Here is a 24,606-nt window from a genome sequence, read left to right as displayed (position 1 = left end):
TTCACTTGCAGGTTCTCGACTATGTTATACGTGCGTAAATTCGTTTTCGGGTAATAATCCGACAAAATGCTGTTGTTCATGTAACACCCCGTATATTTGAGATCGTAGTAAAATTCGTCTTGCCCAGTTCAGATGGGGCTTAATTTCGTTCATTTTATTAAAATATTGACTCTTAAACACGCCCAGACTGCCATCATTACTTTCTACAATGCTTAAAGCGTCGACGTATTCCTCATGCATCACCGTATACATCGCCTGAACAGGTCTGAGATGAGAAGGATGGATAATCGTCTTACCCACAATTCCATTCTCTTTATCCAAAATAACCTCACGAATTAGCCCGTCCACACTGCTCGAGATATAGCTATTCCGCATATCACGGCCGTTTTTGCCGTAAGTATCCTCAAATGGCGTCTGCCGTAGCTGCGGCCGGAGAACTCGATGACCTTTATTCGCAAAATACTCCCAGACAGGTCCTGAGATCACATATCCCTCTTCAACCCGCCCAAACACATTGATAATGTCCGAGATACAGTCACGGATAGGAGTAAGATCATAAATACTAACATCAGGACTGCGACGCAGTCCGAACAGGCTGGAGAAATCCGTTGCCCCAATTCTGACGTTTAGGACAAGTTCACGGTAATTACGGAGTAAATCACGGATAGATAGCAGACTGTCCACTCGACTTTCCCGATAAATAATAGGTGCAGTTTCCAAGATTGGCATCCCGTAAAGCACAGGATCATTATAACCACGCGTATTGTTGTACTCAGCTAACGTTTCAAAATATTGAATTCCATTGTCCACAGAGAACTTAGGAAATACAAACCCTGTTAACATCGTTACCAAGGATCCCAAGCGGAAAATCATTTGCCGGAGTTGGTCCGGGTTACGTACTCGTATAAAAAGAAGCGGGAGGCTGTTCGATGAATCCAGCTCATTTTCTGCGTAAGCAGCTAGGTAAATAAGATGCTGGATAATAGACTCCTCTGCATTGTCAACCTGGTCATCTCCGATTGCGTCCTCCAGATCTATAATAACCGTCACTAGACCTGCATTCTTGAGCTTAATGATGTCTTCTGCAACACTTGCACGGGTAGCCGGCATATAGAGGGCAGCGCCGACAGCGTAGGCTAGCAGTTCCTTGTTCGTGGTATGATCAAATGAGATAGGCGGAGTGTAAAACAAAGAGATTTCTTGTTCTTTCGTCAGGTAATCGAAGTATCTCAAATCGGTTCCCCCTTATAGTTTTGCGAAGCCAAGCAAAACAAGCGTAGACCTCTCCTCATAGAGAGTGTCAGAACCGGCAATACTCTCCCTTGGGGATGGCATCTTGGCTCTCTCAAATATAAGTGAAGGCCTACGCTATAACATATACGATTACCTGAAAGAAGCAGGCGTTTCTATTCTTGCATGATCGGCTCCGACTTCTCTATGGTGCAATTACTTTTTTAATCATGCACTTTTATGGGCATCTTTTTTCTTACGTCTAGCACTATAGAGGATCGTACCCACGAATACCGCTATAAGGATTGTAAAGAATACGACATGCGGCAATTCAAAACCAAAAGCACCCGCTAGCATCTTACCCGCAATAATGGCGATAAGCAGGAACGCTGCCTGTTCCAATTCAGGGAATTTATCAATAAGCTTCAAGAATACCTGCGCCACTCCGCGCATCATCAGAACCCCTAAGATACCACCCATAAAGAGAACCCAAACCTGATCGCTAAGTCCAAATGCCGCAATAACACTGTCAATACTGAAAGCAATATCCATTAATTCAACAAGGAGAACCGTCTTCCAAAAAGAAGTGCCTTTATTCTCCGTATGCTCTTCGCCACTGCCCTTAAACAAACCTTTATATGCGATATAAAAGAGATACAGTGCACCAAGAACCTTAACCAAAGTAAACTTAATAAGAAATGTCCCTAGTCCAATGGCCAGGAATCTGAACAAATAAGCCCCTAAGATACCGTAGAAAAGCGCCTTTTTCTGCTGCTCCTTAGGTAGATGCTTAACCATAACGGCAAGCACAAGTGCATTATCTGCAGAGAGCAAACCTTCTAGTAGAATTAAGCTCCCGATAATCCCCCAGCTCACAGGATCAGAGAGTGTACCTACTACATCACTCCATGAGAAAAAATGCCCATAATTCTCACTAATATTTCTAAAAAAATCTGCGAACCAATCCATTACACTTTGCGCCTCCGGTAAAATCGATTATTTGCTGCCCGCAACCCAGCGCAGCCCCCAGCCATAGGCTTCATCCATCTCACGATGACCACTGTAATATTGCACCAGCCGTTCAACACTAAATGTTTCATTGCTTACATTCCGGAATAACGCAATGGCACACATCCCTTTTCGGTTGTTATGCTCGTCCAAATTTACAATGATATCAGGTCCTCCGCCTTGTTTGATGGTGACAACCCCATCGGCCTCCGACCAGTTGGTTACCCCTTTATAAATAAAGGAAAACACTAGAATGCGTTCAATCTCGGAAATTTTGATACCATTTATACGCAAATTCTCACCAGTAGTTACGGAGCCTGTCCGATCATCCCCATCAAGCATGACATAAGGAGGTTGATTCAATGAGCCAAAGGCATTGCCCAACGCTTGTACCACTCCTTTACTGCCATTCTTCAGTTCATACAGACAAGCAAGATCTAGATCTACGCCATTTTTACGACTAAAGAGTCCGCCCTGCTTCTGGTTCCAGTTGAGATTAATCAACACTTCCCCTAAATCACCACTGGCTGATTTTTTCAAATTGATGGAATCGCCTTTTTTCTTCAGCTCGATTTTCTTCAAGTTGAGATTCATTGGCGAAGGCGGGGGTGTGGCTGGAGAGCTCTCTTCACGTTTCACTGGCTGCGCAGGCGGCGTTGCGAAGATTTGTGGTGGAATCTGCGGCTTAACCTCCGGCTGTGGAGCAGCAGGAGCAGGCTCCTCATTCGCTTCAATACCGAAGTTGCTGCATATCTCTTTCAAACCTCCGGCAAACCCCGCTGCAATGGCACTGAACTTCCATTCACTGTTATATCTATATAATTCCCCTACCACAATGGCCGTTTCCACGGAGAAAAGATTGTCGAGATCACATCGGAGCAGTTCCGCACCTGTCACTTGATTGAGAATCCGAAAATAGGCCTGACTAACTTGCCCAAAACTTTGACCCCTTTTCTCCCCATCATAAATGGTAAGCGTAAAGGCAATCTTCATCACATCGGAAGGAATCTTATCCAATTGAACTTCGAATTGCTTGCGGTCATTGAATCCTGGCACATCCTTATACCTAATATAAGATGTGGCTGGATTATTATAAAATATTAAATCCTCGTCTTTACTTACTTTACCCTCTGATCCAAGCAGGAAAGCAGAGCTATCAATCTCCAGAGCAGCCGGAGCATGCCAGCCGATCTCTACGATTATAGAATGAAGTCCAGCATTGCCTTTGGTCAGATCAGCTTTTTGCCCTTTGACTACGTTAACACTCATTCTTACGCCACCTTTATAAATGGAGTAAACCAACTAATAATTTTGTAAAAAAGAACCCCACAAAGTGGAGTCTGTACTGCTCTAAATATTTATAAAAAGGGCAGGATCGGTAATGACCCCGCCCACTTGGATGTTATTGCGCGTCCAGTCCATAGTTTCTGCATAAAGCGCTTAGACCGCCGGCAAAGCCACTTCCAATCGCCTGGAACTTCCAATCCGCACCATTGCGGTAGAACTCACAGAATACAACAGCTGTTTCAGTTGAAAAGTCTTCACCTAAATCGAAGCGAAGCACTTCACGATCATTAGAAGCATCTACTACACGTACAAAAGCATTGGAAACCTGTCCAAAGTTTTGTGCCCGAGTTTCATAATCATAGATCGTTACCGTTATTCCGATGCGCTGAATATGAGCAGGGATTTTGCTGAAATCAACAACAATCTGCTCGTCATCTCCGTCACCCTCACCTGTACGGTTATCCCCCGTATGAGTCAAGGAACCTGCGCCACCCGAAGGATTGTTGTAGAATACAAAATCATCGGAGCCCTTGGCCTTACCATCTTCATGCAGTAAAAAGGCTGAGGCATCAAGGTCAAAATCTTGGCCGCCGCTATACTTATTAGTATCCCAGCCCAACCCTACTACTACCTTCGTCAAACCCGGATTAGTCTTGGTAAGATCAATCCGTTGTCCTTTAGAGAGACTGATCGTCACTGACAAAACCTTCTTTCATTTATGAATTCAATTCATCTTTAGCATGCAGAATGAAATTTATTGCAGGCCGTAGTCGCGAGTCAAACCGCTCAAGCCGTCTTTGTAGCCACTGCCGATAGCATTGAACTTCCATTCTGCACCGTTACGATACAATTCGCCTACAACAACACCAGTTTCAATAGAGAAATCCTCACCGAGGTCGAAACGAATCAATTCTTCATTGTTCAGATCGTTTACGATACGTACGTAGGAACGGGAGACTTGTCCAAAGTTTTGGCTTCTTGCTTCAGCATCATAAATTGTAATAGTAAAAGCTACTTTGTCTACATCAGCAGGGATGTTCTGAAGATCCACTTGAACCTGCTCATCATCACCATCGCCTTCACCTGTACGGTTATCTCCGGTATGAACAACAGAAGCATTCTCATTTTGCTTGTTATTGAAGAAAATGAAGTTGGTTTCTTTATCAACTTTACCACTAGCATTGGTCAAAAAGACGGATACGTCCAAATCGAAATCTTTTCCGCCGTCATATTTATTAGTGTCCCAACCAAGACCTACTGTGATTTTGGATAGACCTGGGTTTGTTTTCGTTAAATCGATTTTTTGACCTTTGGATAGATTAATTGCCATGATTACATACCTCTTTTCTTATATTTGGATTATACGTAGCGTTCTGCAAGTTGATTGATATGAGCGGCGTGGCTGCCTTCACCAATTGCAGCGAACTTCCATTCTCCACCTTGGCGGTAAAGCTCTCCACAAATAAGTGCCGTAAAACCTGTGTAGTTGTCTGACAAGTTGAATTTAATCAACTCACTATTCCCGGCAGCATTTATTACCCGAATATACGCTGATTTGATCATTCCAAAATCCTGTTTGCGATTCACCGCATCGTAAATGTTAACGACAACCAGAACCTTGTGAACATCGGCAGGAATGGCTTTCAAATTAACCATGATTTGCTCGTCATCTCCGTCGCCTTCACCCGTCAGATTATCTCCGGAATGAATGACCGAGTTGCAAGGACTTTGCTTGTTGTGGAAGCAGATCAGGTTACCCTTCTTAGTTAGCTTACCATCCTCATTTAACAGCAGTGCTGAGGCATCACAGTCGACATTCGCCTGTTTCTTGACTCCAAAGAATCCCCGCGAGGCTTCAATTGGATCCCAGCCTAAGCCCACAATTACATTGGACAAGCCCGCATTACCTTTAGTCAAATCAATCTTTTGACCTTTTACCAGATTAATTCCAGCCAAATCAACGTACCTCCGTTTCCGATAAAAATCATTATCTGTTAGTCTAGCTTTTAGGTGTTATATCAGTGATACGATAAAGAATAAATTACGTTTCAACGAACTTTTATCTATGACTTCACCTAATTTATAAACTGAATTCGCTAGGGTTTAATCCTAAGACGCCACAAATATTCCGCACAACTGCTTTTTCGTAATCATCAAAATCACCATCAGCTGATCCAATTGCCGAGCATACACCCACGATCAGACGGCCCGCTTCTGGTTTGCCGCTAAACTTAGCGATCGCTTTCAAAGCTTCTTGTTTTCCTATTTCTGGTGAAAATTCGAAGTTACTTACGTAATAGTTGAATTGAGCAATGACATCTCTCATGTCAAATACCTTCAATTCATTACTCATATTCATATAGCCGGCCATTTTGTTTTTCTCTGCTTCTTCTATTTTACCGTCCGCCGCAGCGACCAAAGCGCAGCCTGCAACTACCGCATTCATGAAATCTTTATTTTTGAATTTCTTCACTTGATCTGTAAGTCCGCTTTTGGCTGTATTCAACCAGTTTTTAAATGTGCTCATCGTATTCTCCCTCTATCACTGCAAGATTATGATAACAAAAGATATCCCCAGAGCCTCCTCTCCACGTTCCGACAGATTTTGCATATAAATCCCTGAATTAACCGTTACTCTTCTAATATACCTGATAAAATAACAAGATTCTACTTTCCACTAAATTACAGCACCTTTGATAGAAAGGATCGTGTCCGTTCTTGCTTAGGATTTCCGAACAGCTGCTCCGGACTTCCTTCTTCCACAATCTCACCTTGTTCCATGAACAGCACCCGATCCCCCACCTCACGCGCAAAGCCCATTTCATGTGTCACCACGACCATCGTCATCCCCTCACGGGCCAGTTCCTTCATCACCGCCAGCACTTCCCCCACCATCTCCGGGTCAAGCGCTGAGGTTGGTTCGTCAAAGAGCATAATTTGGGGCTCCATAGCCAGCGCCCTTGCAATCGCTACCCGCTGAGCCTGACCCCCAGACAATGAGGCTGGATACATCTCTGCTTTTTCACTTAGACCTACTTTTTGCAGCAGCTCAAGCGCTTTTTGCCGCGCTTTATCCGGAGACCATTTACGCACCTGAACCGGTGCCAGCATAATGTTTTCTATAACCTTCATATGAGGAAATAGATTAAACTGCTGAAACACCATCCCAAGCTCTGTACGGATATCGTTAATCTTCGTACTCGCCGCCATCAAAGAAGTGCCTTCAATTACAATCTCGCCGGCCTGCGGCTGCTCCAGTAAATTAAGGCAACGCAAAAAGGTGGATTTACCCGATCCGGACGGCCCAATAACCACCACTACCTCCTGACTGAAAATATCGATACTTATGTCGGCCAGCACCGTATTTGTTCCAAATGATTTATGTAAGTTCCGTACTGAAATCATAGGCTCCATCCTATTTCAGCCTCCGTTCAACGTAATTCAGCAGCTTGCTAAGAGAATAGGTAAGAATGAAATAAATAAGTGCCGCTGTCAAATAAGGCTCCCATATCCGCAAATATTGCCCTTTCATCGTGTTGGTCCAATACATTATTTCCGGTGCAGCCACCAAAGCCAGAAGAGAGGAGTCTTTCACAAGCACAATAAACTCGTTACCAAAAGCCGGAACCATCCGTTTGATCGCTTGCGGTAAAATAATAAATCTCATCGCTTGCCGACTAGTCATCCCCAATGAAATAGCCGCTTCCCGTTGCCCACGATCAACCGACTGAATGCCTGCCCGAAAAATCTCAGCCGAATAAGCAGCCGAATTAAGCGACAGAGCAACAAACGCAGTAATTAGAGCATTGGTTTTGCCGTAAAGCGGGGGAATCACTCCAAAGTGAACAATCAGAATCTGCACATACAGTGGTGTTCCTCGAAAAAAATTGATATATGAATGAAAAGGCCAGCGCAAATACCATTTTGGGGCCATTTTGCCAAATCCGATCCCCAGTCCCAAAATAGAGCCAAATAAAATAGAAACTACAGAAATACCGATAGTCAGCAGTGTCCCTTTTAAAAGGACGGGCAAATAATGAATGATAATGTCCATTCTAAAATCCATAGGACTCTCCCCTTCTCTTCTTTATGTCATCTCTCTTTAAAAAAATAAGCATGCGCAATAGCTATCATTACGCATGCTTATTAGGTTTTTTCCTTATTTTGCGTTCAATAAGCTATCCAGGTTAGGTTCTTCGCCGAACCAAGTTTTGTAGATTTCCGCGTACTTTCCGTTTTCCAATACCTTCTTAATAGCCGGATCCAGTTTCGCTTTTAACTCACTGCCCTTAGGGTAAAGAATGCCGTAATATTCCGCTCCGAAATTCTCCGTGTCTACAATCCCCACCAGCTTCTGCTTAGGATTGTTTTTCATGTACTCACGTACAATGGCAATATCCGCTACAACCGCATCGGCTCCGCCGCCATTCAGTTCCATCAATGCCACCGCATTGCTGTCAAAACGTTTCAAGTTAGGGTTGTCGACACCCATTATTCCGCTCATCAGGTCATCTGCAGTTGTGGCCCCTTGTATTGCAACTACTTTATCTTTAAGATCAAGTGCGTTTTTGATGTCGCTGCCTTCTTTAACCATAATCATATTGGTAGATTCGAAATAAGGGATGGAATAGTCATAGGTTTCTTTACGTTCATCCGTAATCGATACTGAAGATAGCCCTGCTTGATACTCCGTTCCCTGCTTCACACTTTGCAGCATCGTTTCCCAGCCTGTGTTCGTTACGTCATAGTCTATTCCCGCTTCTTCCATAACTGCCTTAATGAAATCGATGTCGAATCCTTTGATTTTATCCGTGTCCATATACTCCATAGGAGCGTAGCTGGCATCACTGGCAAACTTAATTTTCTCCGCTGAGGATTCGTTACCAGCTTTACTGTTATTTGCTCCACAACCTACCAATGCAACCACCACAAATGATATAAAAACTGACATTAAAACACGACCTTTTATTTTCATATCCCCATTCCCCCTATTTTCGGAAATAACTTAAAGAGATTTTAACAGATTAAAGGATTCATGACAATTAACTTTTCTAAATAATGTAAGGTTATATAACACAATATTATTATTTTATACATTTTATGCGTACATCACTCTCAAAAAAAATACCATCAAACAGAAAAAGGCACTGCCAGAGATTCTATTCTCTCTAGCAATGCCTTTAGCATATTTAACTTTAAACCTATTAAAGTGTGATATCTCCATCATAAGAACCGATCAATTTATACAGATCCGGCCGGCGGTCACGGAAGATTCCCCACTCGATCCGGCCAACTTCCAAAGCATCCAGATCGAATTCGCTTACCAGCACGGTTTGCTCCTCACGTCCAGCCTCAACGATTTTATTGCCCTGAGGACCTGCAATGAACGATGAACCGTAGAAATTAATGCTCGAATCCTCATCAATTTCCTCACCAATACGGTTGGAAGCCACGACTGGAATAAGATTCGCAGCTGCATGTCCAAGCATACAGGTCTGCCAATGATCCTTGGAATCGATCGATCCATCCTGCGGTTCAGACCCAATAGCCGTTGGATAGAACAGAATTTCTGCTCCCATCAGGCTCATTACTCTAGCCGCTTCTGGATACCATTGATCCCAGCAGATGCCTACACCAATCTTGGCATAACGAGTGTTCCATACCTTAAAGCCAGTATCTCCCGGATTAAAGTAGAACTTCTCTTCATAACCTGGGCCATCTGGAATATGACTCTTGCGGTATTTGCCCAGCACCGTTCCATCAGCATCAATTACAGCAAGTGAGTTGTAACGCGCGTAATTCTTTTTCTCATAAAAACTAATCGGCAGTACCACTTGCAGCTCCTTGGCTACTGCTTTGAAATGATTAATCGCCTTGTTATGCTCAAGCTCTGTTGCGTATGCGTAATAATCAGCTTTCTCTTTTTGACAGAAATACGGAGTCTCAAACAGCTCCTGCAGCAAAATAATTTGCGCACCCTGTGCTGCCGCTTCTCTGACCAATGTCTCGGCTTTGCTGATATTCTCCTCAATATTGCTGGAACAACTCATTTGTGTCGCAGCTACTTTTACATTTCTCAAGTATCTGTCCTCCTTGTATATAAATGTCCCTTTGGACGTTTAGTTTTCCTTCAAATTATTGCTGTGCAGGCATTTGCTGCGTAGTGCAGTGGACATTTCCGCCTTCGGTGATAACGGCCATTCCGTTAACTGTACGAATCTTGCGATCCGGGAACAAACCAGCGAGTACTTTCTCAGCAAGTGTATCCGTTTCTGTCGCGGTGCCGCCAAACACAGGCAAGATAATTCCGCCGTTCACGAAATAAAAGTTCAAATAACTGAGCGTCAGACGACTGCCGTCATGATCGACCCGTGGTGGCTGCTGAATCTTGATAATCTCCAGCTTACGCCCTTTGGCATCTGTAGCGTTCTCCAGAATACGCAGATTCTCTTGCGTAATCTCATAGTTCTCATCCTGCGGGTCCTCACAGACCTGGATAATAACTTTGCCTGGTGCAGCAAAACAAGCAATATTATCGACATGACCATCGGTTTCATCGCCACTAAGGCCACGTCTCAGCCAGATAATAGCTTCTGTACCTGTATAGTTCCGCACGTACTCTTCGATCTCTTCGCGCTTCAGCTCCGGGTTGCGGTTTAGGTTAAGCAGACACTCTTCTGTAGTAAGCAAAGTGCCTTCTCCATCCGTATGAATCGAGCCACCCTCCATCACAAGCGGTGCATCAAAACGGGTGATCTGCGCATGCTCCAGAATCTTCGGAGCCACTTCGTCATCCAGATCCCAAGGTGAATATTTACCGCCCCAAGCATTAAACTTCCAGTCCACACCTGCCATTTGTCCTTCTTTATTAACAATAAAGGTAGGTCCGTTATCACGCAGCCAAGCATCGCTATGCGCAATAGGCAGCAGCGTTACATTCGGTCCGCCGACCAAATGCTCTACCCGCTCCACATCCTCCGGGTTCACAATGACCGTGATTGGTTCAAACTCGGCGATGGCTGTGATAATGTCAGCATAACCTTGGCACACTGACTCGTGGTTATCCGGGAAACACATAGATTCCTGCACCGGCCAGGAGATAAAAGTACGTTCATGCTTGCCCCATTCCGGTGGCATTGTATAGTTCAAATCTTTAGGATACATGTGTTAACTACCTTTACTAATATATTTGGAGCCAGTCCTACCCTTAAAACTCCTTCCTCATCATACAATAATATGTTCTAGTGCTCAATTCCCTGGGACATTAATAATGTTGGAAGGAATTTTTTTGTTCGCAGCCCCCATTTTCCAGTTAAAAAATTTAAGTTTTCATCCGTTACAACGAAGCTAAATTTAATTATTTTAATATAAATCAGGATATCATTTAATAATTTTACTTATTTTAGTGATTCCATTTTCATTTCTAATGGATTTTATATAATTAGCTTAAAGGAGTGGGTTGCAATGGATGACATCGATCTTCAAATCTTGGAATTACTGAAAAGCAACGGCCGCATGACCAGTTCCGAAATCAGTAAAATCGTTCATTTATCCGTGCCTTCCATCACTGAAAGAATTCGTAAACTGGAGAATAACGGAGTGATTGATCAATTCACGGTCAAGTTAAACCGTAAGGCAATAGGACAAACCCTATTGGTTTATATTTTCGTGCAGCTGCACGGCTCAGTTGAAACCCAACACTTCCGCACAACCATTATTCAATCGCCGCTAGTACTGGAATGTCATCATATCTCGGGGGAATACGACTATCTCTTGAAGGTGGGTCTACCGGATTTATCCGAATTGGAGGGTTTTATAACGCATACGCTCAAGGCCAATCATGACATTGTAAGATCAAATACCGTATTTATTTTGTCCACGTTAAAAGAAGAATAGATAAAAGGAGTGAAGCCTTATGCCTTGGGAGTGGATGGCAAAAGGAATGCTGCTGGGGCTTTCTATTGCGGCTCCTTTAGGTCCTATCAGCATCTTATGCATCAAGAAAACCTTAAGCTCAGGTTTCAAAACTGGCCTATGCTGCGGCTTGGGAGCGGCCACAGCTGACGCAGTTTATGGTAGTATCACCGGATTCGGCTTATCCGCCCTCACCGCTTTTTTGGTTGATTATAAAACGGTACTGCAAGCCTTGGGCGGATTGTTTATTTGTTATCTTGGCATGAAGTCGCTGTTAGAACCCCCAGACACAGACAGCACAGCACCCAATTCCCCAAAAAGCTCACTGAATTCATACATAGTAACGCTGTTGCTGACGCTGTCTAATCCCATGACGATTATTTTTTTCCTTGGCATATTCAGCGCATCTGGCGTCCTTCTGTCTCATAGCAGCTCCAATATGCCGTTTCTAGTTAGCGGCGTCTTTCTGGGTTCCGCATTATGGTGGATGGGTTTGACAGGGAGCACCGCTTTGTTCAGAATCAACATAATGTCAGGGCGTTCGAAACAGCTCATGTTCAACAAACTGTCCGGATTGGTAATGTTGTCTTTCGGCGTTGTCTCCCTTATTCAATCTCTCAATCTTCAGGAGTTCCTTTAAACGATATCTCTCACTATACGGTAATCTTTTTTACCACATTGCCTTCAAAATCCTTAACGATAAATTGCCCGCCCTCTAGAATAGCATAGGAATTCGGATTATTCTCTTTAGGCAGCGATATGGAGCCGGGATTCAGTACATACACTCCCTCTTTTACATCGGCAACTGGTATATGGGTATGTCCCTGAATAAAAATATCCTTCTCGGAAAGCGCCGGCAAATGCTCAATACTAAAGCCATGACCATGTGTAGCGTAAATCCGTCTGCCTTCGTGCAAAAGCATTACATAATCGCCCATCATCGGGAATTCCAGCAGCATTTGGTCTACCTCGGCGTCACAGTTTCCACGTACTGCGGTTATCGGCTTGTTTTTGTTATATGCATTAAGCTTATTAGCAACCTCTTGTGGGTTATAGTCCTTCGGCAGCGGATTTCTTGGGCCATGATATAAAAAGTCTCCTAGAATAATAAGACTGTCCGGCTGCTCTTCTTCCACCTTTTCCAAAGCCCGTTCCAGCCAAAATAAAGATCCGTGAATGTCGGAAATAAACATTAACTTCATCATGTATTCTCCTTTTCAACTTAACTTAATTAAATATGCGCTTAGACAATAATCTTAACCTTGAACATACCACAACGCAAAGCGGACGTCCCCAAAGGAACGCCCTGTTCGCTATATCTTAACACTCACGGTAAATTCGAGGATCCCATCAAAAAGCGGTCTACTTCGCGCGCAGTCTGACGCCCTTCGTCAATAGCCCAGACTACAAGGCTTTGCCCGCGCCGCATATCGCCTGCTGTGAACACACCTTCTACATTGGTTACTTGTGCTCCGAACTCTGCTTTGGCGTTCCCCCGCTCATCGCGTTCCACCCCAAGCTCGCCCAGTATAGTTTCTTCGGGTCCTGTGAATCCCAAAGCCAGTAATACCAGCTGCGCTTGCAGGGTCTCCTCACTGCCCGGCACTTCGACCGGTACCATTCGTCCCTGTTCATTACGAGTCCATTCAATACGCACTGTACGCAGCTCCTGCACTTGCCCGCCCTCATCGCCGACAAACCGTTTCGTCGAAACCAGATAACGGCGCGGATCTTCTTGATACAGTGAAGCGGCCTCCTGCTGACCATAGTCCACTTTAAGCACCTTTGGCCATTCCGGCCAAGGATTGTTAGACTGACGTGTCAGCGGCGCCTGTGGCATAATCTCAAGCTGAGTCACACTGCGGCAGCCGTGACGGATCGAAGTGGCTACACAGTCTGTTCCAGTATCCCCACCGCCGATTACAACTACATCCTTACCTGCTGCTGATAAATATTCCCCATCGGCAAGCCCTGAATCCAGTAGGCTCTTTGTATTCAGCGTTAAAAACTCCATAGCTTGATGAATCCCACGCAAATCGCGTCCTTCTATCGGCAGATCACGTGCCTGTGTAGATCCACCACACAGTACTACAGCATCATGCTCTGCCTTGAGCTGTGATGCTGGGAGATCTCGGCCGATCTCTGTTCGAGTTACGAAGGTAATGCCCTCAGCTGCAAGCAGATCCACCCGGCGCTGTACAGTCTTTTTATCCAGCTTCATGTTGGGAATACCATAGGTAAGCAGTCCGCCAATCCGGTCCGCCCGTTCATACACAGTCACCGTATGTCCTGCCTTATTAAGCTGTGCCGCACAGGCAAGCCCTGCCGGACCTGAACCCACTACAGCTACCTTTTTACCCGTGCGATGAAGCGGCGGCTCAGGCACAATCCAGCCTTCTGCAAAACCTCTATCTACAATCGACTTCTCAATAGATTTAATGGTGACAGGTTTGCCATTCATCCCTACCGTACAAGAGCCTTCGCAAGGAGCGGGACAGACACGGCCTGTAAATTCAGGAAAGTTGTTAGTCTTATGCAGACGTTTCAGCGCTATCTCCCAATTTCCACGATAGACCATATCGTTCCATTCAGGAATCAAGTTGTGCAAAGGGCAGCCGGAAGCCATACCAGACAACAGACGTCCTACATGACAAAATGGCGTACCGCAATCCATACAACGCGCCCCTTGCTCGCGCAGCTTTTCTTCATCCATAGGTATCGAGAATTCATTCCAATTCTTAATTCGCTCCAATGCCTCACACTCGGAGGGTGTCTGTCGTTCAAACTCTAAAAATCCGGTTGCTTTCCCCATCTCTTTCATCCTCTCACCAAAGAAAAGTACTCTCTGTCACTTTCTGCTGTTATGCCACTCTAAAGCGCCAAAGTAAATGCCTTAATATTAGCATCCTAGATCTTTAACGAAAATGAGTAATGTCACCTTTTTATGTAAAATAAGAGCATCCATTCAAAAGAAAGTTCCACACAAAAAAGCACGCAGTGTACTGCACTCATTGAGCACAATACACTGCATGCTTTTGAAGAATTATCTGTAAAAAAACATCTAGTCCGCCGTCAGCACTACCATTCCAATCCCGCTTACAGTTAGCTTATTACCCGTCAGATTCTGCACAAGATCGGCTCCAAAAATTGTTTTCCATGCACCAAGCTGTGGCAGAACCAAAGCCGTCTGTTCTACATTAGCATTAAAAAGCACATAGATATGCTTCGCCGCATCGCCTCCAGCATGGCCACGCAATGTATACGCTACCGAACTTACCGGTGCTTTTTCAAATACTAGATGATTCCGAATGTCATCTGCCGTTCGCATACGGAAAGCCGGATGTGCTTTACGCAAGGCAATTAGCTGCTTCAGATAAACCACATCATCTTGATGAGCAGCGCACAGTTCCCAATCCAATTGGTTGATCTTCACCGAGGATTTATAGCTGTTCTCTACCCCGTTTTTCGTGCGCATAAATTCCTGACCCGCATGGACAAAGGGGATTCCCTGACTCATGAACACTATCGCAGAAGCTAACCTATGCATAGATTGGCGCTGTTTGTCCGTCTGCCCTTGTGTGGACAGTAATATTTTATCCCATAACGTATGATTATCATGACATTCCACATAATTGACGGTTTGCTGAGGCTCCACGGCAAATTGTCCAATGCCTGGGGCATAAGCAATGCCTCCCGCGACCCCTGCCTTTATCGCAAGCTCCAATCCCATCATTCCGCTGATGAAGCCCGGTTGATCATGCAGAAAAATATTCCCTTTAATGGCATCCCGGAAATCATCATTAAAATGTCCGATTCCCGGCAGAAGCGCAGCATTCTTCTGATGAGCGAGCCGCTCCATCGGCAACTCCGTCCCCATCATCCAACCTTCACCAATCGTCATGATGGACGGGTCAATCCCATCCAGACGACGCCGGATTTCCTCCATCGTGTCGAGGTCAATCAAGCCCATCAGGTCAAAACGAAAACCATCGATATGGTATTCTTTGGCCCAATAAACTACGGATTCCACGATGAAGCTGGACATCATCAAGCGTTCTGAAGCCACGTCATTCCCGCAGCCAGAGCCATCCGACAGGCTTCCGTCTTGCTTGTAACGCAAATAATAGCCGGGAACCAGCTTTGTGAAATTCACACGATAGCCATCGTACACATGGTTGTAAACCACATCCATAATGACGCGGAGACCGCGATCATGAAGTGCTTGAATCATTGTTTTTAGTTCCCGGATACGCAGTCCAGGCACATATGGATCTGTAGCATAGGAGCCTTCTGGCACATTATAATTCTTCGGATCATAACCCCAGTTATAATGCGGTTCATCCAGCCTCGTCTCATCTACACTCTCTGTAGAATAATCATAGACAGGCAATAGCTGCACATGGGTTACACCGAGGTTCGCGATATGATCGAGTCCAGTGAGAATACCCTCCGGTCCGCGGGTTCCTTCTTCCGCCAAAGCAAGATATTGTCCTTTATGGGTCATACCGCTTGCTGGATGAATGGATAAGTCTCGCAAATGAAGCTCATAAATGATGGCATCCACAGGATCATCCAAGGGTGGCTTATCTTCCGTCCACCGTTCCGGATCTGTTTTGCGTAAATCTAAAATAGCTCCCCTATCACCGTTCACTCCTACAGCACGTGCATAAGGATCAACCGCCTCATTCCACTGTTCTCCAAGACGTACTCGGTAGGTATAGAACTTGCCATCTAAATCACCGTCAACTGTAATTCTCCACGTTCCCCGGACATCACGGATCATAGAATACTTACACTCTGCTGCTCCCTGCCATGAATTATAGAGTACCAGCTCCGCTTCTTGAGCGGTGGGCGCCCATAAACAAAAAGCTGAACTCCCCGGTGAGTACGTTAGGCCAAGATCGTCCCCATCATAGCTGAATAACTGATCAAACTCCTGAGCAAACACGGAAATCCCTCTAGTAGCCGCAGGATCCCCATAATAAATGGGTTCCTTCATTTCCCTTTGTACGGACAAAGCACCTATCCCCTTTTCCAGTTATTAACTGGATTATAGTATGATCGTCTAAGTAGTGCAAACGTTTGGACTCAAATTTTTCAAGCTATTTTGTCAGGACAATCCCTCTACCTCGATGCATCTGCAATATCTAGCCCGACCATCGTAATAATGTCTTTATTCGCAAAATACGGAATACGCCGTTCTTTCCCTAGAGTGACTCTACCGTCCTTGTACCGCACACCATTATCGTGGACAATCAGGGTAGCACGCTCTCCGTCCTCAAATCCCTCATATCCTATACCTAGTACCCAATGGTAATCGTAAGTAAACTCACCTCTCCACCGCAGACGAAACCACTTATCTAATTTAACAGCCACAGGCCGGCCGGCATCAATTTCTGTTTTATATACTTCAAAATCATTAAACGTAGTAATAAGTAACTTTTGCTGATCCTTAGGTAAAATCACTGAATGGATATAGTTCTTCAGTCCTTTGGTAAACCGGCGCACACTCATCCCCCAAGGTCTTCCACCGTGATGGCTGTATATGTAATTAATATGAGCGGCTTTGGAAGGAAAATGACCTTTGCCCCGAATAAAGTCCGCTCCTAAATGGGTGTTCCAATACTCCGCTAACGCTGCCATCGTAGCTGGGCCACATGCAGAGGACGGGGATTCGACCCCAACCTCCCACTGTGTATATGGCTCCGCAGGCAGTTTCTTGCTAATCCGAGGCTGTCCATGCTTCATTCGGATAGATCCCCTCTTAAAGGGCTAGACTTAGGAGCACAATGTGGAGTTGCCTCCGGAAGTAGAATTACATTTGCACCGGCATCCAATTCTCCTTCTGCAGCTGCTGCCCCTTCCATTGTTGTCTCCCGTTCTTCTGTCTGCACTGTATCTTCCACATTTATCTCAGCTTTACTATCAGGATTAATCTGCAGCGTGAAATAGAAATTAGAGCCCTCTCCTTCACTGCTCTCTACAGCGATAGCTCCGCCCATCAGCTCAACGAGCTTTTTACAAATCGCCAGCCCCAATCCTGTCCCGCCATATTTGCGATTAAACGAGGAATGCAGCTGATAAAAGGACTGAAACAGCCGATGCTGCTTCTCTAGAGGAATGCCAATCCCCGTATCCCTAACATTAAATTTCAAAGTTAATTTCTTTTGATCTGCGGACAGCTTCTGCTCTACGTAAATACTGATACTGCCCCGATCTGTAAACTTGATTGCATTGCTGACCAGATTGACCAATATCTGACGCAACCGCCCGGCATCGCCCATAATCAGTGGCGGGACTCCAGGTGCCATGCTGCATGATAACTGAATATTTTTCTCCAAAGCCTTAGCTGTAAATAGATCGATTACGCTGTCCAATACGGCTTGAAGCTGCACGGGCTCATTTACAATCATCATTTTTCCGGCTTCAATTTTGCTGTAATCCAGTATTTCATTCAAAATAGATAGGAGCGAGCTGCTGCTCTCCTTAATAATGTCAGTATATCCAAGCTGTTCTTCATCAAGCTCCGTCTCCGCCAGAAGATCCGTCATCCCTACAATTCCGTTCATCGGCGTACGGATTTCATGGCTCATAATAGCTAAGAACTCAGACTTAGCCTGGTCTGCTTTTTCTGCGGATTCCTTCGCCCGAATGATTTCCTTCTCATCCGTGATGTCCCGGAACACTACAACAACACCCTTCGGCTCCCCTTTATCAAACAGAGGGGTTACCTGGTATTCCGCAAGAAAGCTAGAACCGTCCTTACGCCACAAGACCGCATCTTTACTCTGATAAGATACACCTGACTTAATAGCCTTCATCAGTGGAGATTCCTGCGGCCGATAATGGCTCCCATCAAGCGCTATTTGCTGAATATGATCCAAATAAGGATGGCCCATAATTTCATCATGTTCATAGTCCAGCATTTGCAAACCTGCAGGGTTAATGAACGTCACCTTCTCCTCCATATCGAGTCCAAAGATGCCTTCTGAAACCGCATTTAAAATAAGGGTATACTCATTGCTAAGCTTCTCAATTTGTTCTGTATAACGGATGCGCTCTGTAATATCACGGGAAATCCCATACACACCCACTACTTGGTCATCTACAATGATCGGAATATTGGTAGTATTAATTTCTACAAAGTGTCCGTCTTTATGAATAAGCGTTAGATCATAGCTTTGAGGATAACCCTGGGCGGCTAAGTTAAAATGATACAACGTCTTCTCTATGTCCTTCTCATGCACAATGGGGCCAAAGTACATTCCGATCAGTTCCTCCAGCGAATACCCGGTCAACTTCTCCAAATTCGCATTGGCAGTCAAATAGTCTCCATGCAAATTCATAGAGTACACAGCAGATGGATTGTATTCAAACAATGATTTATACCGTTGCTCGCTCTCCTTAAGCTTGAACTCGAACTGCTTGCGCTCCGTAATTTCCCGCCCAATCGCTATAATCTCCAAGACATTTCCCTCATCATCATAGGTATAACGACTGCTCGACTCGAACCAGACATAGGTGCCATTCTTATGGCGGTAGCGGTAAGCTACAGCCGGAATAACGCCAGAGCTGCGGCTCTGCTCCATTAAACCTTGCATCATAACTAGATCATCGGGGTGAAGATAATTATAGGCGCTTGTCCCAACCATCTCTTCAGGTTCATAACCAAGCAGGGTACGGCTAGCCGAAGAACAATATAAGAAAACACTGTCTTTGACCGCATGACGCGAGATTAAATCCAGCGAATTCTCAGACATCAATCTATAATTGCGTTCACTTTGGCGAATTTGTTCTTCCATTTGCTGCTGCTGATCCCGATGATCCACCGTTTCCTGAGCTGCGATCTTTAGTTCCGTAATATCCTCGGCGTATACTATAATATACGAAGGGGCTTGTCCTTCTTCTGCTCCTAATCCAGAGAACATGAGAGACAGGCAAACGGGTTGACCTTCTTTGTTTAAAAAACAATGTTCCTTCTTCCAGCTGCCCGCTGGCGATTTCTGAAGCTCGTCCATTACTAATCTATAGGAGAGCTCTTTTGAATGTGCCTCTCTATTTTCCGATTCTGTAAAAAGAGCCCCGGCAAGAAACTCGGCCTCCGTAAAGCCAAGTAGATTGCAAAAAGCCGGATTGACTTTTATCCAGTTGAAATCGCCGTTATTCGAAAACAGTACGGCCATTCCTTCTGGAGACCTCATAAATGCATGATCCAGAATTGCGTTAAATTCTACCGAGCTGCCCATTTAAGCCAGACCTCCTTTGTTGCTAGTGCTAAAGCTCTCATACCTTCTTATGTCAGTATACGATAAGAGAACTGGGGAAAGAAATGTCTAGCGCATTATTTTAAATTGGAAATATTTAAATTTAAATTATTGACGCTAGCAAATAAACAACTTATATTTAAGAATAAATATATCGTTCGTGACCTATTACGATGGAAGCACCCGTAATAAAGGCTTTTGCCTTTGCTACGGGTGCTTTTTTGTTGTCTTCAGGGATACGGACAAAAGGAGGAGCGAATTAATGAACGCACTAAAGTCATTCCCCTTACTACTACTGGTGATCCTGCTATCGTTAAGCACATCAACGGAAGCTTTTGCTGCAGCAACGACTGAATTAACACCCTCTATTCAAGCGGCTTTTGATCTAACAGCTGCGACTGCCGACGGTCCTACAAGGATAAAGATGACTAATCTGTACAATGATTTATCTACTTTAAAGATGCAATACAATAATCGTGAGGAGCAGATCCGAACCCTTCACTATAATAATGAGCAAACACTGATTGCAGTACGTAAGCAAATTAAAGAGATTGATTTAGAAACCGTAGCTCAACTGGAGGCTACCGTTAAGAGCTGCAAACAGCACTATCAGCCCTTATTCGACCAGTACAATGCGCTTAATAAGCGTATCAAGATCGCCAAGGGTCTTAAAAACAAGACGTTGAATACCGTATTACAAGCCCAAGGTGATGCTATGAAGATCCTGGTTCAGTTGGCACGCAAAGAAATTAGCGACAGACAGAATCAGTTGAATGCAGCGAAACAGACACGTACCCGAAAGATAACCTATGCCCGCAAAACCTTGTCTGGCATTGATAGTCCACAGGTCTCAATTAAATCAAACAAAAGCGTAGTCACCTCATTGAATAAACGGATTTCCGCAGATTGGAGTGACTTCAAAGCAGCGATTCGCAAGCAAAACCTTACATTAACCACTCAGTCTCTGTCCTCACTCGTCTCCGGTTACCGCCAAATCGCAACACACAAGCAAAAAATCATAGAATTAGAACAAAAGATTTCTGCTGTCATTGCAAATACGAGGAAACAGATCATTTAACGGACTTTTTCTTCTCATTCGCTCTGCGGTAAGCCATTACTTTGCGGTACATGCTTTTATCAGAAAGATGTTTAAAAATATACGGGTCCGGACTAGTATTCACTTCAATAATCCAAGGCGTCATGGATCTATCCAATCCTACATCGACACCAATCTGTCTAAACCCAGGATATTTCTTATGGTAGAAACGTCCGGTATCTTCTCCTAGCTTTCTCAGGATCTTAAGCATTTGCGCTTGCTGAGCTTCGTTCAGATAAGGAGACAGCAGCTTTTCCATAGCAGTTAGTTTGCCGCCGCTATGATAGTTGGTAACAATCTTACCTTTCTCAGCTACCCGGCCGATCAGACCGGTAGTTTCCCATTTGCCATGCGGGCTGAGCTGGACCATCACACGGATATCAAAGCGGTGTTTCCCGTGCTTTAGCAAAACTATTCCTCTCTGGATCAGGTAACTACGTCCACGCGTTGCTTTCTTTAAAGATAAATGGAAGGCGTCGAAGGTTCTAAAGGTTTTGAGTCTTGTTCCACTTTGGTACTTATATTCTGTTCCATGAGCCTCTCTACTCTGCTCAACCTTCATCACACCATTGCCATAGGTACCGTATTCCGGTTTAACATAAACCATTCCATATTTCAGCAGCATAGCTTTCAGATTGACTTTACTGAATTTTATCGTTTCGGGAATCAACGGTGAAATTTCAGCGCTTCGCATGAGCACCTTGGTTTTAATCCATTTGCTGGTCAATGCAGACTTTAACTTCTTTCCCAACTGTCCTCTCCCCTGTCCCTCAAAAAATAATCACGGCCTTAGTAAGCCTTAGTATTTTATGCTGCAACTGTACAAATGGCATGAGTGAAACGCCCTCTCCGCTTTCGGATGTATCTACTGTTTACTGTGTTGCATATGGTGGAAGAGGATATCCATTAGCGGATAAAAGGAGGCGTGAACCATGCACATTTGTATCATTGCACCGGAGCAGTTCCCAGTTCCGGGAGACGGTTCTGTAGAAATCTGCATTTGGGCCATTGCCAGAAGACTGGCGGAGAGACATAAGGTAACCATTGTAAGTCGGAAGGTACCTGGACTACCTGCTGCCACTATATTGGAGCAGGTCAGAATTATCCGATTGCCTGCAAGCACCCCAGCCCATTATCTTACTTCGGTATTAGAATACATTCAGAAAGAATCCTTTGACATCATTCAGGTTGATAATCGCCCCCATCTTATGTCTGCTGTAAAGAAGCAGCTTCCTCATATCCCGGTATTTCTGTTCCTGCACTCGCTTACCTTCACACCGGGTACAGATAAAGTGGCCCATGCCTTGGCAAAAGCGGATCTGATCATTGCCAACAGCCACTCCTTACAGCGAAGATTGGATCGCCGCTTCCCCCAACTGACTACAGGGATTCACATTGTCTTATTGGGAGCCGATCTTGATCGGTTCACCCCTGTGCAGACATCTGAAAAACAACAGCTTCGTAGTTTTTACAGACTCCCGCAGACCTTTACCGTTTTGTTCGTGGGTCGGGTTATCCCCCGCAAAGGGGTGCCTATATTAATACGTGCTATGTCGCATTTAAACAAACACCTCCCCGCTCATCTGGTCATCGCCGGCAAAGGCAAACCGTCGTACATACGGCAGTTGAAGCTCCTTGCACGGCGGCTGAGAGTGTCTGTTACTTTTCTAGGAAATGTGGCTCATGAGAATATACACACCCTTTATCAGGCGGCAGACTGCTTTGTATGCCCTTCCCAGAATCATGAATCCTTCGGCCTTGTTAATGTAGAAGCTATGGCCTCCGGTCTACCTGTTATCGCTTCTAATAATGGGGGCATACGAGAGATTGTCGCCTCTGGCCATAACGGTTATCTGGTAGAACGATATCGCGAGGCTTTACCCTTTGCCCGGCATTTGCTGCGGATAGCCCGCCATCCACAATTGGCAGTTACCATCGGATCACAAGGGAGAGCAGATGCGCTTGAAGCCTTCAATTGGCAGCGAACCGCAAACCATTTAGAACAGCTGTATCAAGCTTCTGCAACACCACAGCAAGGGTACAGAACTCTTGCAGATGGAATGCAATTGTAGACTCACCCAAAGTAGGGGCCTCCTAAGCCATCAACTGGCTGCTGGGTCCCTTTCTTTTTGGAGCTTGCTTGAGCTAAACACCAATCTCCGAATGAATTAGGTAACATATGCGCATACAAGGTAGCTATCGGACACAGCTGACCCCAAACGCAGCTTTATCCCTCATTTGCAATGCTAAAGGACCCTATAACCCCTATTGGCATGAAAAATGTCCCATATGAACGTCATCCATAGGAATAACGCCAGTGGAGTCCGCAAGCATGTTCCAAGAGCCAAGAACTAACAAATAACGTCATATCGGTCCATAAGCCTCAGAGGAGGATTATTACTCCACGATGCAGACAGGCCATGAGAAACAACAAAAAGCAGCGATCCTCCCTCACGGGAGAATCGCTGCTTTTCTTTTTTCCTTATTTTACAATAAATAGTAAGTTTCATTCAAATCAATTGAATAACTGTAAGCACAAGCCCTACGACAAACCCGCATAAAGCTCCGTTCACACGAATCCATTGCAGGTCTTTACCCACTTTATCTTCCAGCATATTCACTAGACTAGCGTCATCCATGCTGTCCAGATTCTCTTTTACCAAAAGACCTATTCTGTAGTGGTTAGCCTCTACAAAGGCAATTAGCGAAGCGCGAATCCGCTCTTCCCAGCTACTGATCCATTCTTGCTCCTTGCCAATACGACGTACAAGCAGGGTATATAACGTGAACAGCTTGCGTCCGCCAGCCGCCCGATCTTCCTCCAATAGGGAAATTGCTTTGCTGCGAATGTTCTCCAATTGCGCATGCAGGAATTCGGTTGCTGCTTCGCCTTCAAGCTCATTCAGTGCCCATTCTTTTAATGAAGCCAGTCTAGCCTCGTCATTAACAATCTGGAACAGGGCCACTCGAATCTCGCGGATAATCTCTTCACGGTATGGGCTATCCTCTTCCCGAAAATCGCGGATACCGGACTGCAACATACCTTGCAGCATTTCACCAAGCATATCTGCATCCATAAACCCGACAAAAGCCTGAAAAGCCATACCTTTAAGTCCGCCTAGCTTCACTTCAGCTAATTTCTCGCTGGCAATCTTGCCCAGCATAGCCTTCGTTTCAGGACGTCCGCTCCAAGTAGATACCCCTTCCAGCGCATAGTCCAGAGCAGCTACATCTTTACCGTCATTCATTAACTTAGTAACTATTTTATCAGCCGCAACGCCAAGCTCAGCTTCACGAACATATTCGGAGGCTGCCTTTTGCAGAAACGGTACTGCCTTCTCTACCGGAAGACGAGACACGAATTCGCCAAGCTGCTCCAATATTTGTACTCTTGCCTTCTTTTTACTAAAGAACTTTGTCAGTAGCTTGGAGCCCATTGATATAAAGCCAAACTTACGCAGCTTGTTCTCAATGCTTTCCTTGTTAAGAAGCTCAGTCTCCATCGCGGTGATTAGTGATTGGATGATCTTATCACGATTCTTGAGCAGTAGTGAGGTGTGTGGAATACGTAGCCCCATCGGATGGCGGAACAGCGCCGTTACCGCGAACCAGTCGGCAATCCCCCCTACCAAACCGGCCTCGAAACCACCTCTCAGTAGAATCACGGCTAGGTTTTCAGGTAGAAACAGTGTAATCAGAAACCCACATGCCATAAAGGCGAGTGACATGGTGGCTAAGTTTTTGGATCTCATAAATAGTCCCCTTTACATAAGCAGCTGCCGATGTCCTTACACAGGAAAAATACCG

The 24,606-nt window shown here is 44.9% G+C and carries 23 protein-coding genes; 4 read left to right on the top strand and 19 right to left on the bottom strand.

What is annotated here, in order from left to right; translation table 11 throughout:
* Positions 1 to 24: 24 nt before the first annotated feature.
* From MHH50_RS01740 to MHH50_RS01685, 12 genes are all read right to left on the bottom strand, one after another.
* Positions 25 to 1,233 (bottom strand): HpcH/HpaI aldolase/citrate lyase family protein, encoded by a 1,209-nt coding sequence (locus tag MHH50_RS01740; protein WP_232061116.1) that lies wholly within the window; start codon positions 1,231 to 1,233, stop codon positions 25 to 27.
* Between the two features lie 225 nt (positions 1,234 to 1,458).
* Positions 1,459 to 2,199 carry a TerC family protein gene (locus MHH50_RS01735; RefSeq protein ID WP_036687425.1) on the bottom strand — a complete coding sequence of 247 codons (741 nt, stop codon included), beginning with the start codon at positions 2,197 to 2,199 and terminating at the stop codon, positions 1,459 to 1,461.
* A gap of 27 nt (positions 2,200 to 2,226) precedes the next feature.
* Positions 2,227 to 3,507 carry a TerD family protein gene (locus tag MHH50_RS01730; protein ID WP_076124694.1) on the bottom strand — a complete coding sequence of 427 codons (1,281 nt, stop codon included), beginning with the start codon at positions 3,505 to 3,507 and terminating at the stop codon, positions 2,227 to 2,229.
* 133 nt (positions 3,508 to 3,640) lie between these two features.
* On the bottom strand, positions 3,641 to 4,222 hold the full coding sequence (locus tag MHH50_RS01725) for a TerD family protein (protein ID WP_036687422.1): 582 nt from the start codon (positions 4,220 to 4,222) through the stop codon (positions 3,641 to 3,643).
* A 57-nt stretch (positions 4,223 to 4,279) separates the two neighbouring features.
* Entirely contained in the window at positions 4,280 to 4,855 is a 576-nt protein-coding gene (locus tag MHH50_RS01720) for a TerD family protein (RefSeq protein ID WP_036687420.1), read from the bottom strand.
* A 29-nt stretch (positions 4,856 to 4,884) separates the two neighbouring features.
* A complete protein-coding gene (locus MHH50_RS01715) occupies positions 4,885 to 5,481 on the bottom strand; it encodes a TerD family protein (RefSeq protein WP_076124695.1) in 597 nt (198 codons plus the stop codon).
* A 124-nt stretch (positions 5,482 to 5,605) separates the two neighbouring features.
* The gene (locus MHH50_RS01710; protein ID WP_076124697.1) at positions 5,606 to 6,052 is read right to left on the bottom strand and encodes a tellurite resistance TerB family protein; all 447 of its coding nucleotides are present in this window, start codon (positions 6,050 to 6,052) and stop codon (positions 5,606 to 5,608) included.
* Between the two features lie 155 nt (positions 6,053 to 6,207).
* Positions 6,208 to 6,930, bottom strand: a complete 723-nt coding sequence (locus MHH50_RS01705) for an amino acid ABC transporter ATP-binding protein (protein WP_076307988.1) — start codon at positions 6,928 to 6,930, stop codon at positions 6,208 to 6,210.
* A 10-nt stretch (positions 6,931 to 6,940) separates the two neighbouring features.
* Positions 6,941 to 7,591 carry an amino acid ABC transporter permease gene (locus MHH50_RS01700; RefSeq protein WP_076124698.1) on the bottom strand — a complete coding sequence of 217 codons (651 nt, stop codon included), beginning with the start codon at positions 7,589 to 7,591 and terminating at the stop codon, positions 6,941 to 6,943.
* A 93-nt stretch (positions 7,592 to 7,684) separates the two neighbouring features.
* The gene (locus MHH50_RS01695) at positions 7,685 to 8,500 is read right to left on the bottom strand and encodes a transporter substrate-binding domain-containing protein (protein ID WP_076124700.1); all 816 of its coding nucleotides are present in this window, start codon (positions 8,498 to 8,500) and stop codon (positions 7,685 to 7,687) included.
* A 229-nt stretch (positions 8,501 to 8,729) separates the two neighbouring features.
* On the bottom strand, positions 8,730 to 9,605 hold the full coding sequence (gene aguB, locus MHH50_RS01690) for an N-carbamoylputrescine amidase (RefSeq protein WP_076124702.1): 876 nt from the start codon (positions 9,603 to 9,605) through the stop codon (positions 8,730 to 8,732).
* 55 nt (positions 9,606 to 9,660) lie between these two features.
* Positions 9,661 to 10,689: an agmatine deiminase family protein gene (locus MHH50_RS01685; protein ID WP_076307961.1), complete on the bottom strand. Its 1,029-nt coding sequence runs from the start codon at positions 10,687 to 10,689 to the stop codon at positions 9,661 to 9,663.
* A gap of 300 nt (positions 10,690 to 10,989) precedes the next feature.
* Here MHH50_RS01685 and MHH50_RS01680 point away from each other — a divergent pair, with 300 nt between their 5' ends.
* Positions 10,990 to 11,421, top strand: coding sequence for an Lrp/AsnC family transcriptional regulator (locus MHH50_RS01680; RefSeq protein ID WP_076124705.1), 432 nt, complete (start codon positions 10,990 to 10,992; stop codon positions 11,419 to 11,421).
* A gap of 19 nt (positions 11,422 to 11,440) precedes the next feature.
* Positions 11,441 to 12,079: a LysE family translocator gene (locus tag MHH50_RS01675; RefSeq protein WP_340033884.1), complete on the top strand. Its 639-nt coding sequence runs from the start codon at positions 11,441 to 11,443 to the stop codon at positions 12,077 to 12,079.
* 13 nt (positions 12,080 to 12,092) lie between these two features.
* On the opposite strand, the gene yfcE is transcribed toward MHH50_RS01675, so the two are convergent.
* From yfcE to MHH50_RS01650, 5 genes are all read right to left on the bottom strand, one after another.
* A complete protein-coding gene (gene yfcE, locus MHH50_RS01670) occupies positions 12,093 to 12,641 on the bottom strand; it encodes a phosphodiesterase (RefSeq protein ID WP_076220270.1) in 549 nt (182 codons plus the stop codon).
* A gap of 125 nt (positions 12,642 to 12,766) precedes the next feature.
* Positions 12,767 to 14,251, bottom strand: coding sequence for a glutamate synthase subunit beta (locus MHH50_RS01665; RefSeq protein ID WP_076304758.1), 1,485 nt, complete (start codon positions 14,249 to 14,251; stop codon positions 12,767 to 12,769).
* A gap of 249 nt (positions 14,252 to 14,500) precedes the next feature.
* Positions 14,501 to 16,456 carry a type I pullulanase gene (gene pulA, locus MHH50_RS01660; RefSeq protein ID WP_076278943.1) on the bottom strand — a complete coding sequence of 652 codons (1,956 nt, stop codon included), beginning with the start codon at positions 16,454 to 16,456 and terminating at the stop codon, positions 14,501 to 14,503.
* Between the two features lie 107 nt (positions 16,457 to 16,563).
* Positions 16,564 to 17,187, bottom strand: a complete 624-nt coding sequence (locus MHH50_RS01655) for a C39 family peptidase (RefSeq protein ID WP_076304756.1) — start codon at positions 17,185 to 17,187, stop codon at positions 16,564 to 16,566.
* On the bottom strand, positions 17,184 to 19,685 hold the full coding sequence (locus MHH50_RS01650; protein ID WP_076310053.1) for a PAS domain-containing hybrid sensor histidine kinase/response regulator: 2,502 nt from the start codon (positions 19,683 to 19,685) through the stop codon (positions 17,184 to 17,186). The genes MHH50_RS01655 and MHH50_RS01650 overlap by 4 nt, the downstream gene beginning before the upstream one ends.
* Positions 19,686 to 19,965: 280 nt before the next feature.
* Here MHH50_RS01650 and MHH50_RS01645 point away from each other — a divergent pair, with 280 nt between their 5' ends.
* A complete protein-coding gene (locus tag MHH50_RS01645) occupies positions 19,966 to 20,781 on the top strand; it encodes a hypothetical protein (protein ID WP_076220534.1) in 816 nt (271 codons plus the stop codon).
* Here the strand turns inward: MHH50_RS01645 and MHH50_RS01640 are convergent.
* Positions 20,774 to 21,550 (bottom strand): YheC/YheD family protein, encoded by a 777-nt coding sequence (locus MHH50_RS01640; RefSeq protein WP_256716038.1) that lies wholly within the window; start codon positions 21,548 to 21,550, stop codon positions 20,774 to 20,776. The genes MHH50_RS01645 and MHH50_RS01640 overlap by 8 nt on opposite strands.
* Before the next feature lie 181 nt (positions 21,551 to 21,731).
* Between MHH50_RS01640 and MHH50_RS01635 the strand changes: the two genes are divergently transcribed.
* Positions 21,732 to 22,871 (top strand): glycosyltransferase family 4 protein, encoded by a 1,140-nt coding sequence (locus MHH50_RS01635; protein ID WP_076278946.1) that lies wholly within the window; start codon positions 21,732 to 21,734, stop codon positions 22,869 to 22,871.
* Positions 22,872 to 23,309: 438 nt separating this feature from the next.
* Here MHH50_RS01635 and MHH50_RS01630 read toward each other — a convergent pair whose 3' ends face one another.
* Complete coding sequence (locus MHH50_RS01630; RefSeq protein WP_076220722.1) at positions 23,310 to 24,551, bottom strand: DUF445 domain-containing protein; 1,242 nt, start codon at positions 24,549 to 24,551, stop codon at positions 23,310 to 23,312.
* Positions 24,552 to 24,606: the final 55 nt, after the last annotated feature.

The sequence above is a fragment of the Paenibacillus sp. FSL H3-0302 genome (assembly GCF_037982245.1).
Lineage (GTDB): Bacteria > Bacillota > Bacilli > Paenibacillales > Paenibacillaceae > Paenibacillus_AQ > Paenibacillus_AQ odorifer.
Note: the sequence above shows the minus strand (reverse complement) of the source record. Positions and strands in the feature narration are given on the sequence as shown.

Bases quoted from the DNA above. Each gene is read 5' to 3' on its own strand.
- yfcE (WP_076220270.1), bottom strand. From the start codon at position 12,641: ATGAAGTTAATGTTTATTTCCGACATTCACGGATCTTTATTTTGGCTG.
- MHH50_RS01735 (WP_036687425.1), bottom strand. From the start codon at position 2,199: ATGGATTGGTTCGCAGATTTTTTTAGAAATATTAGTGAGAATTATGGG.
- MHH50_RS01680 (WP_076124705.1), top strand. From the start codon at position 10,990: ATGGATGACATCGATCTTCAAATCTTGGAATTACTGAAAAGCAACGGC.
- MHH50_RS01655 (WP_076304756.1), bottom strand. From the start codon at position 17,187: ATGAAGCATGGACAGCCTCGGATTAGCAAGAAACTGCCTGCGGAGCCA.
- MHH50_RS01635 (WP_076278946.1), top strand. From the start codon at position 21,732: ATGCACATTTGTATCATTGCACCGGAGCAGTTCCCAGTTCCGGGAGAC.
- MHH50_RS01700 (WP_076124698.1), bottom strand. From the start codon at position 7,591: ATGGATTTTAGAATGGACATTATCATTCATTATTTGCCCGTCCTTTTA.
- MHH50_RS01695 (WP_076124700.1), bottom strand. From the start codon at position 8,500: ATGAAAATAAAAGGTCGTGTTTTAATGTCAGTTTTTATATCATTTGTG.
- MHH50_RS01630 (WP_076220722.1), bottom strand. From the start codon at position 24,551: ATGAGATCCAAAAACTTAGCCACCATGTCACTCGCCTTTATGGCATGT.
- MHH50_RS01705 (WP_076307988.1), bottom strand. From the start codon at position 6,930: ATGATTTCAGTACGGAACTTACATAAATCATTTGGAACAAATACGGTG.
- MHH50_RS01685 (WP_076307961.1), bottom strand. From the start codon at position 10,689: ATGTATCCTAAAGATTTGAACTATACAATGCCACCGGAATGGGGCAAG.
- MHH50_RS01645 (WP_076220534.1), top strand. From the start codon at position 19,966: ATGAACGCACTAAAGTCATTCCCCTTACTACTACTGGTGATCCTGCTA.
- MHH50_RS01710 (WP_076124697.1), bottom strand. From the start codon at position 6,052: ATGAGCACATTTAAAAACTGGTTGAATACAGCCAAAAGCGGACTTACA.
- MHH50_RS01675 (WP_340033884.1), top strand. From the start codon at position 11,441: ATGCCTTGGGAGTGGATGGCAAAAGGAATGCTGCTGGGGCTTTCTATT.
- MHH50_RS01720 (WP_036687420.1), bottom strand. From the start codon at position 4,855: ATGGCAATTAATCTATCCAAAGGTCAAAAAATCGATTTAACGAAAACA.
- MHH50_RS01650 (WP_076310053.1), bottom strand. From the start codon at position 19,685: ATGGGCAGCTCGGTAGAATTTAACGCAATTCTGGATCATGCATTTATG.
- MHH50_RS01730 (WP_076124694.1), bottom strand. From the start codon at position 3,507: ATGAGTGTTAACGTAGTCAAAGGGCAAAAAGCTGATCTGACCAAAGGC.
- MHH50_RS01665 (WP_076304758.1), bottom strand. From the start codon at position 14,251: ATGGGGAAAGCAACCGGATTTTTAGAGTTTGAACGACAGACACCCTCC.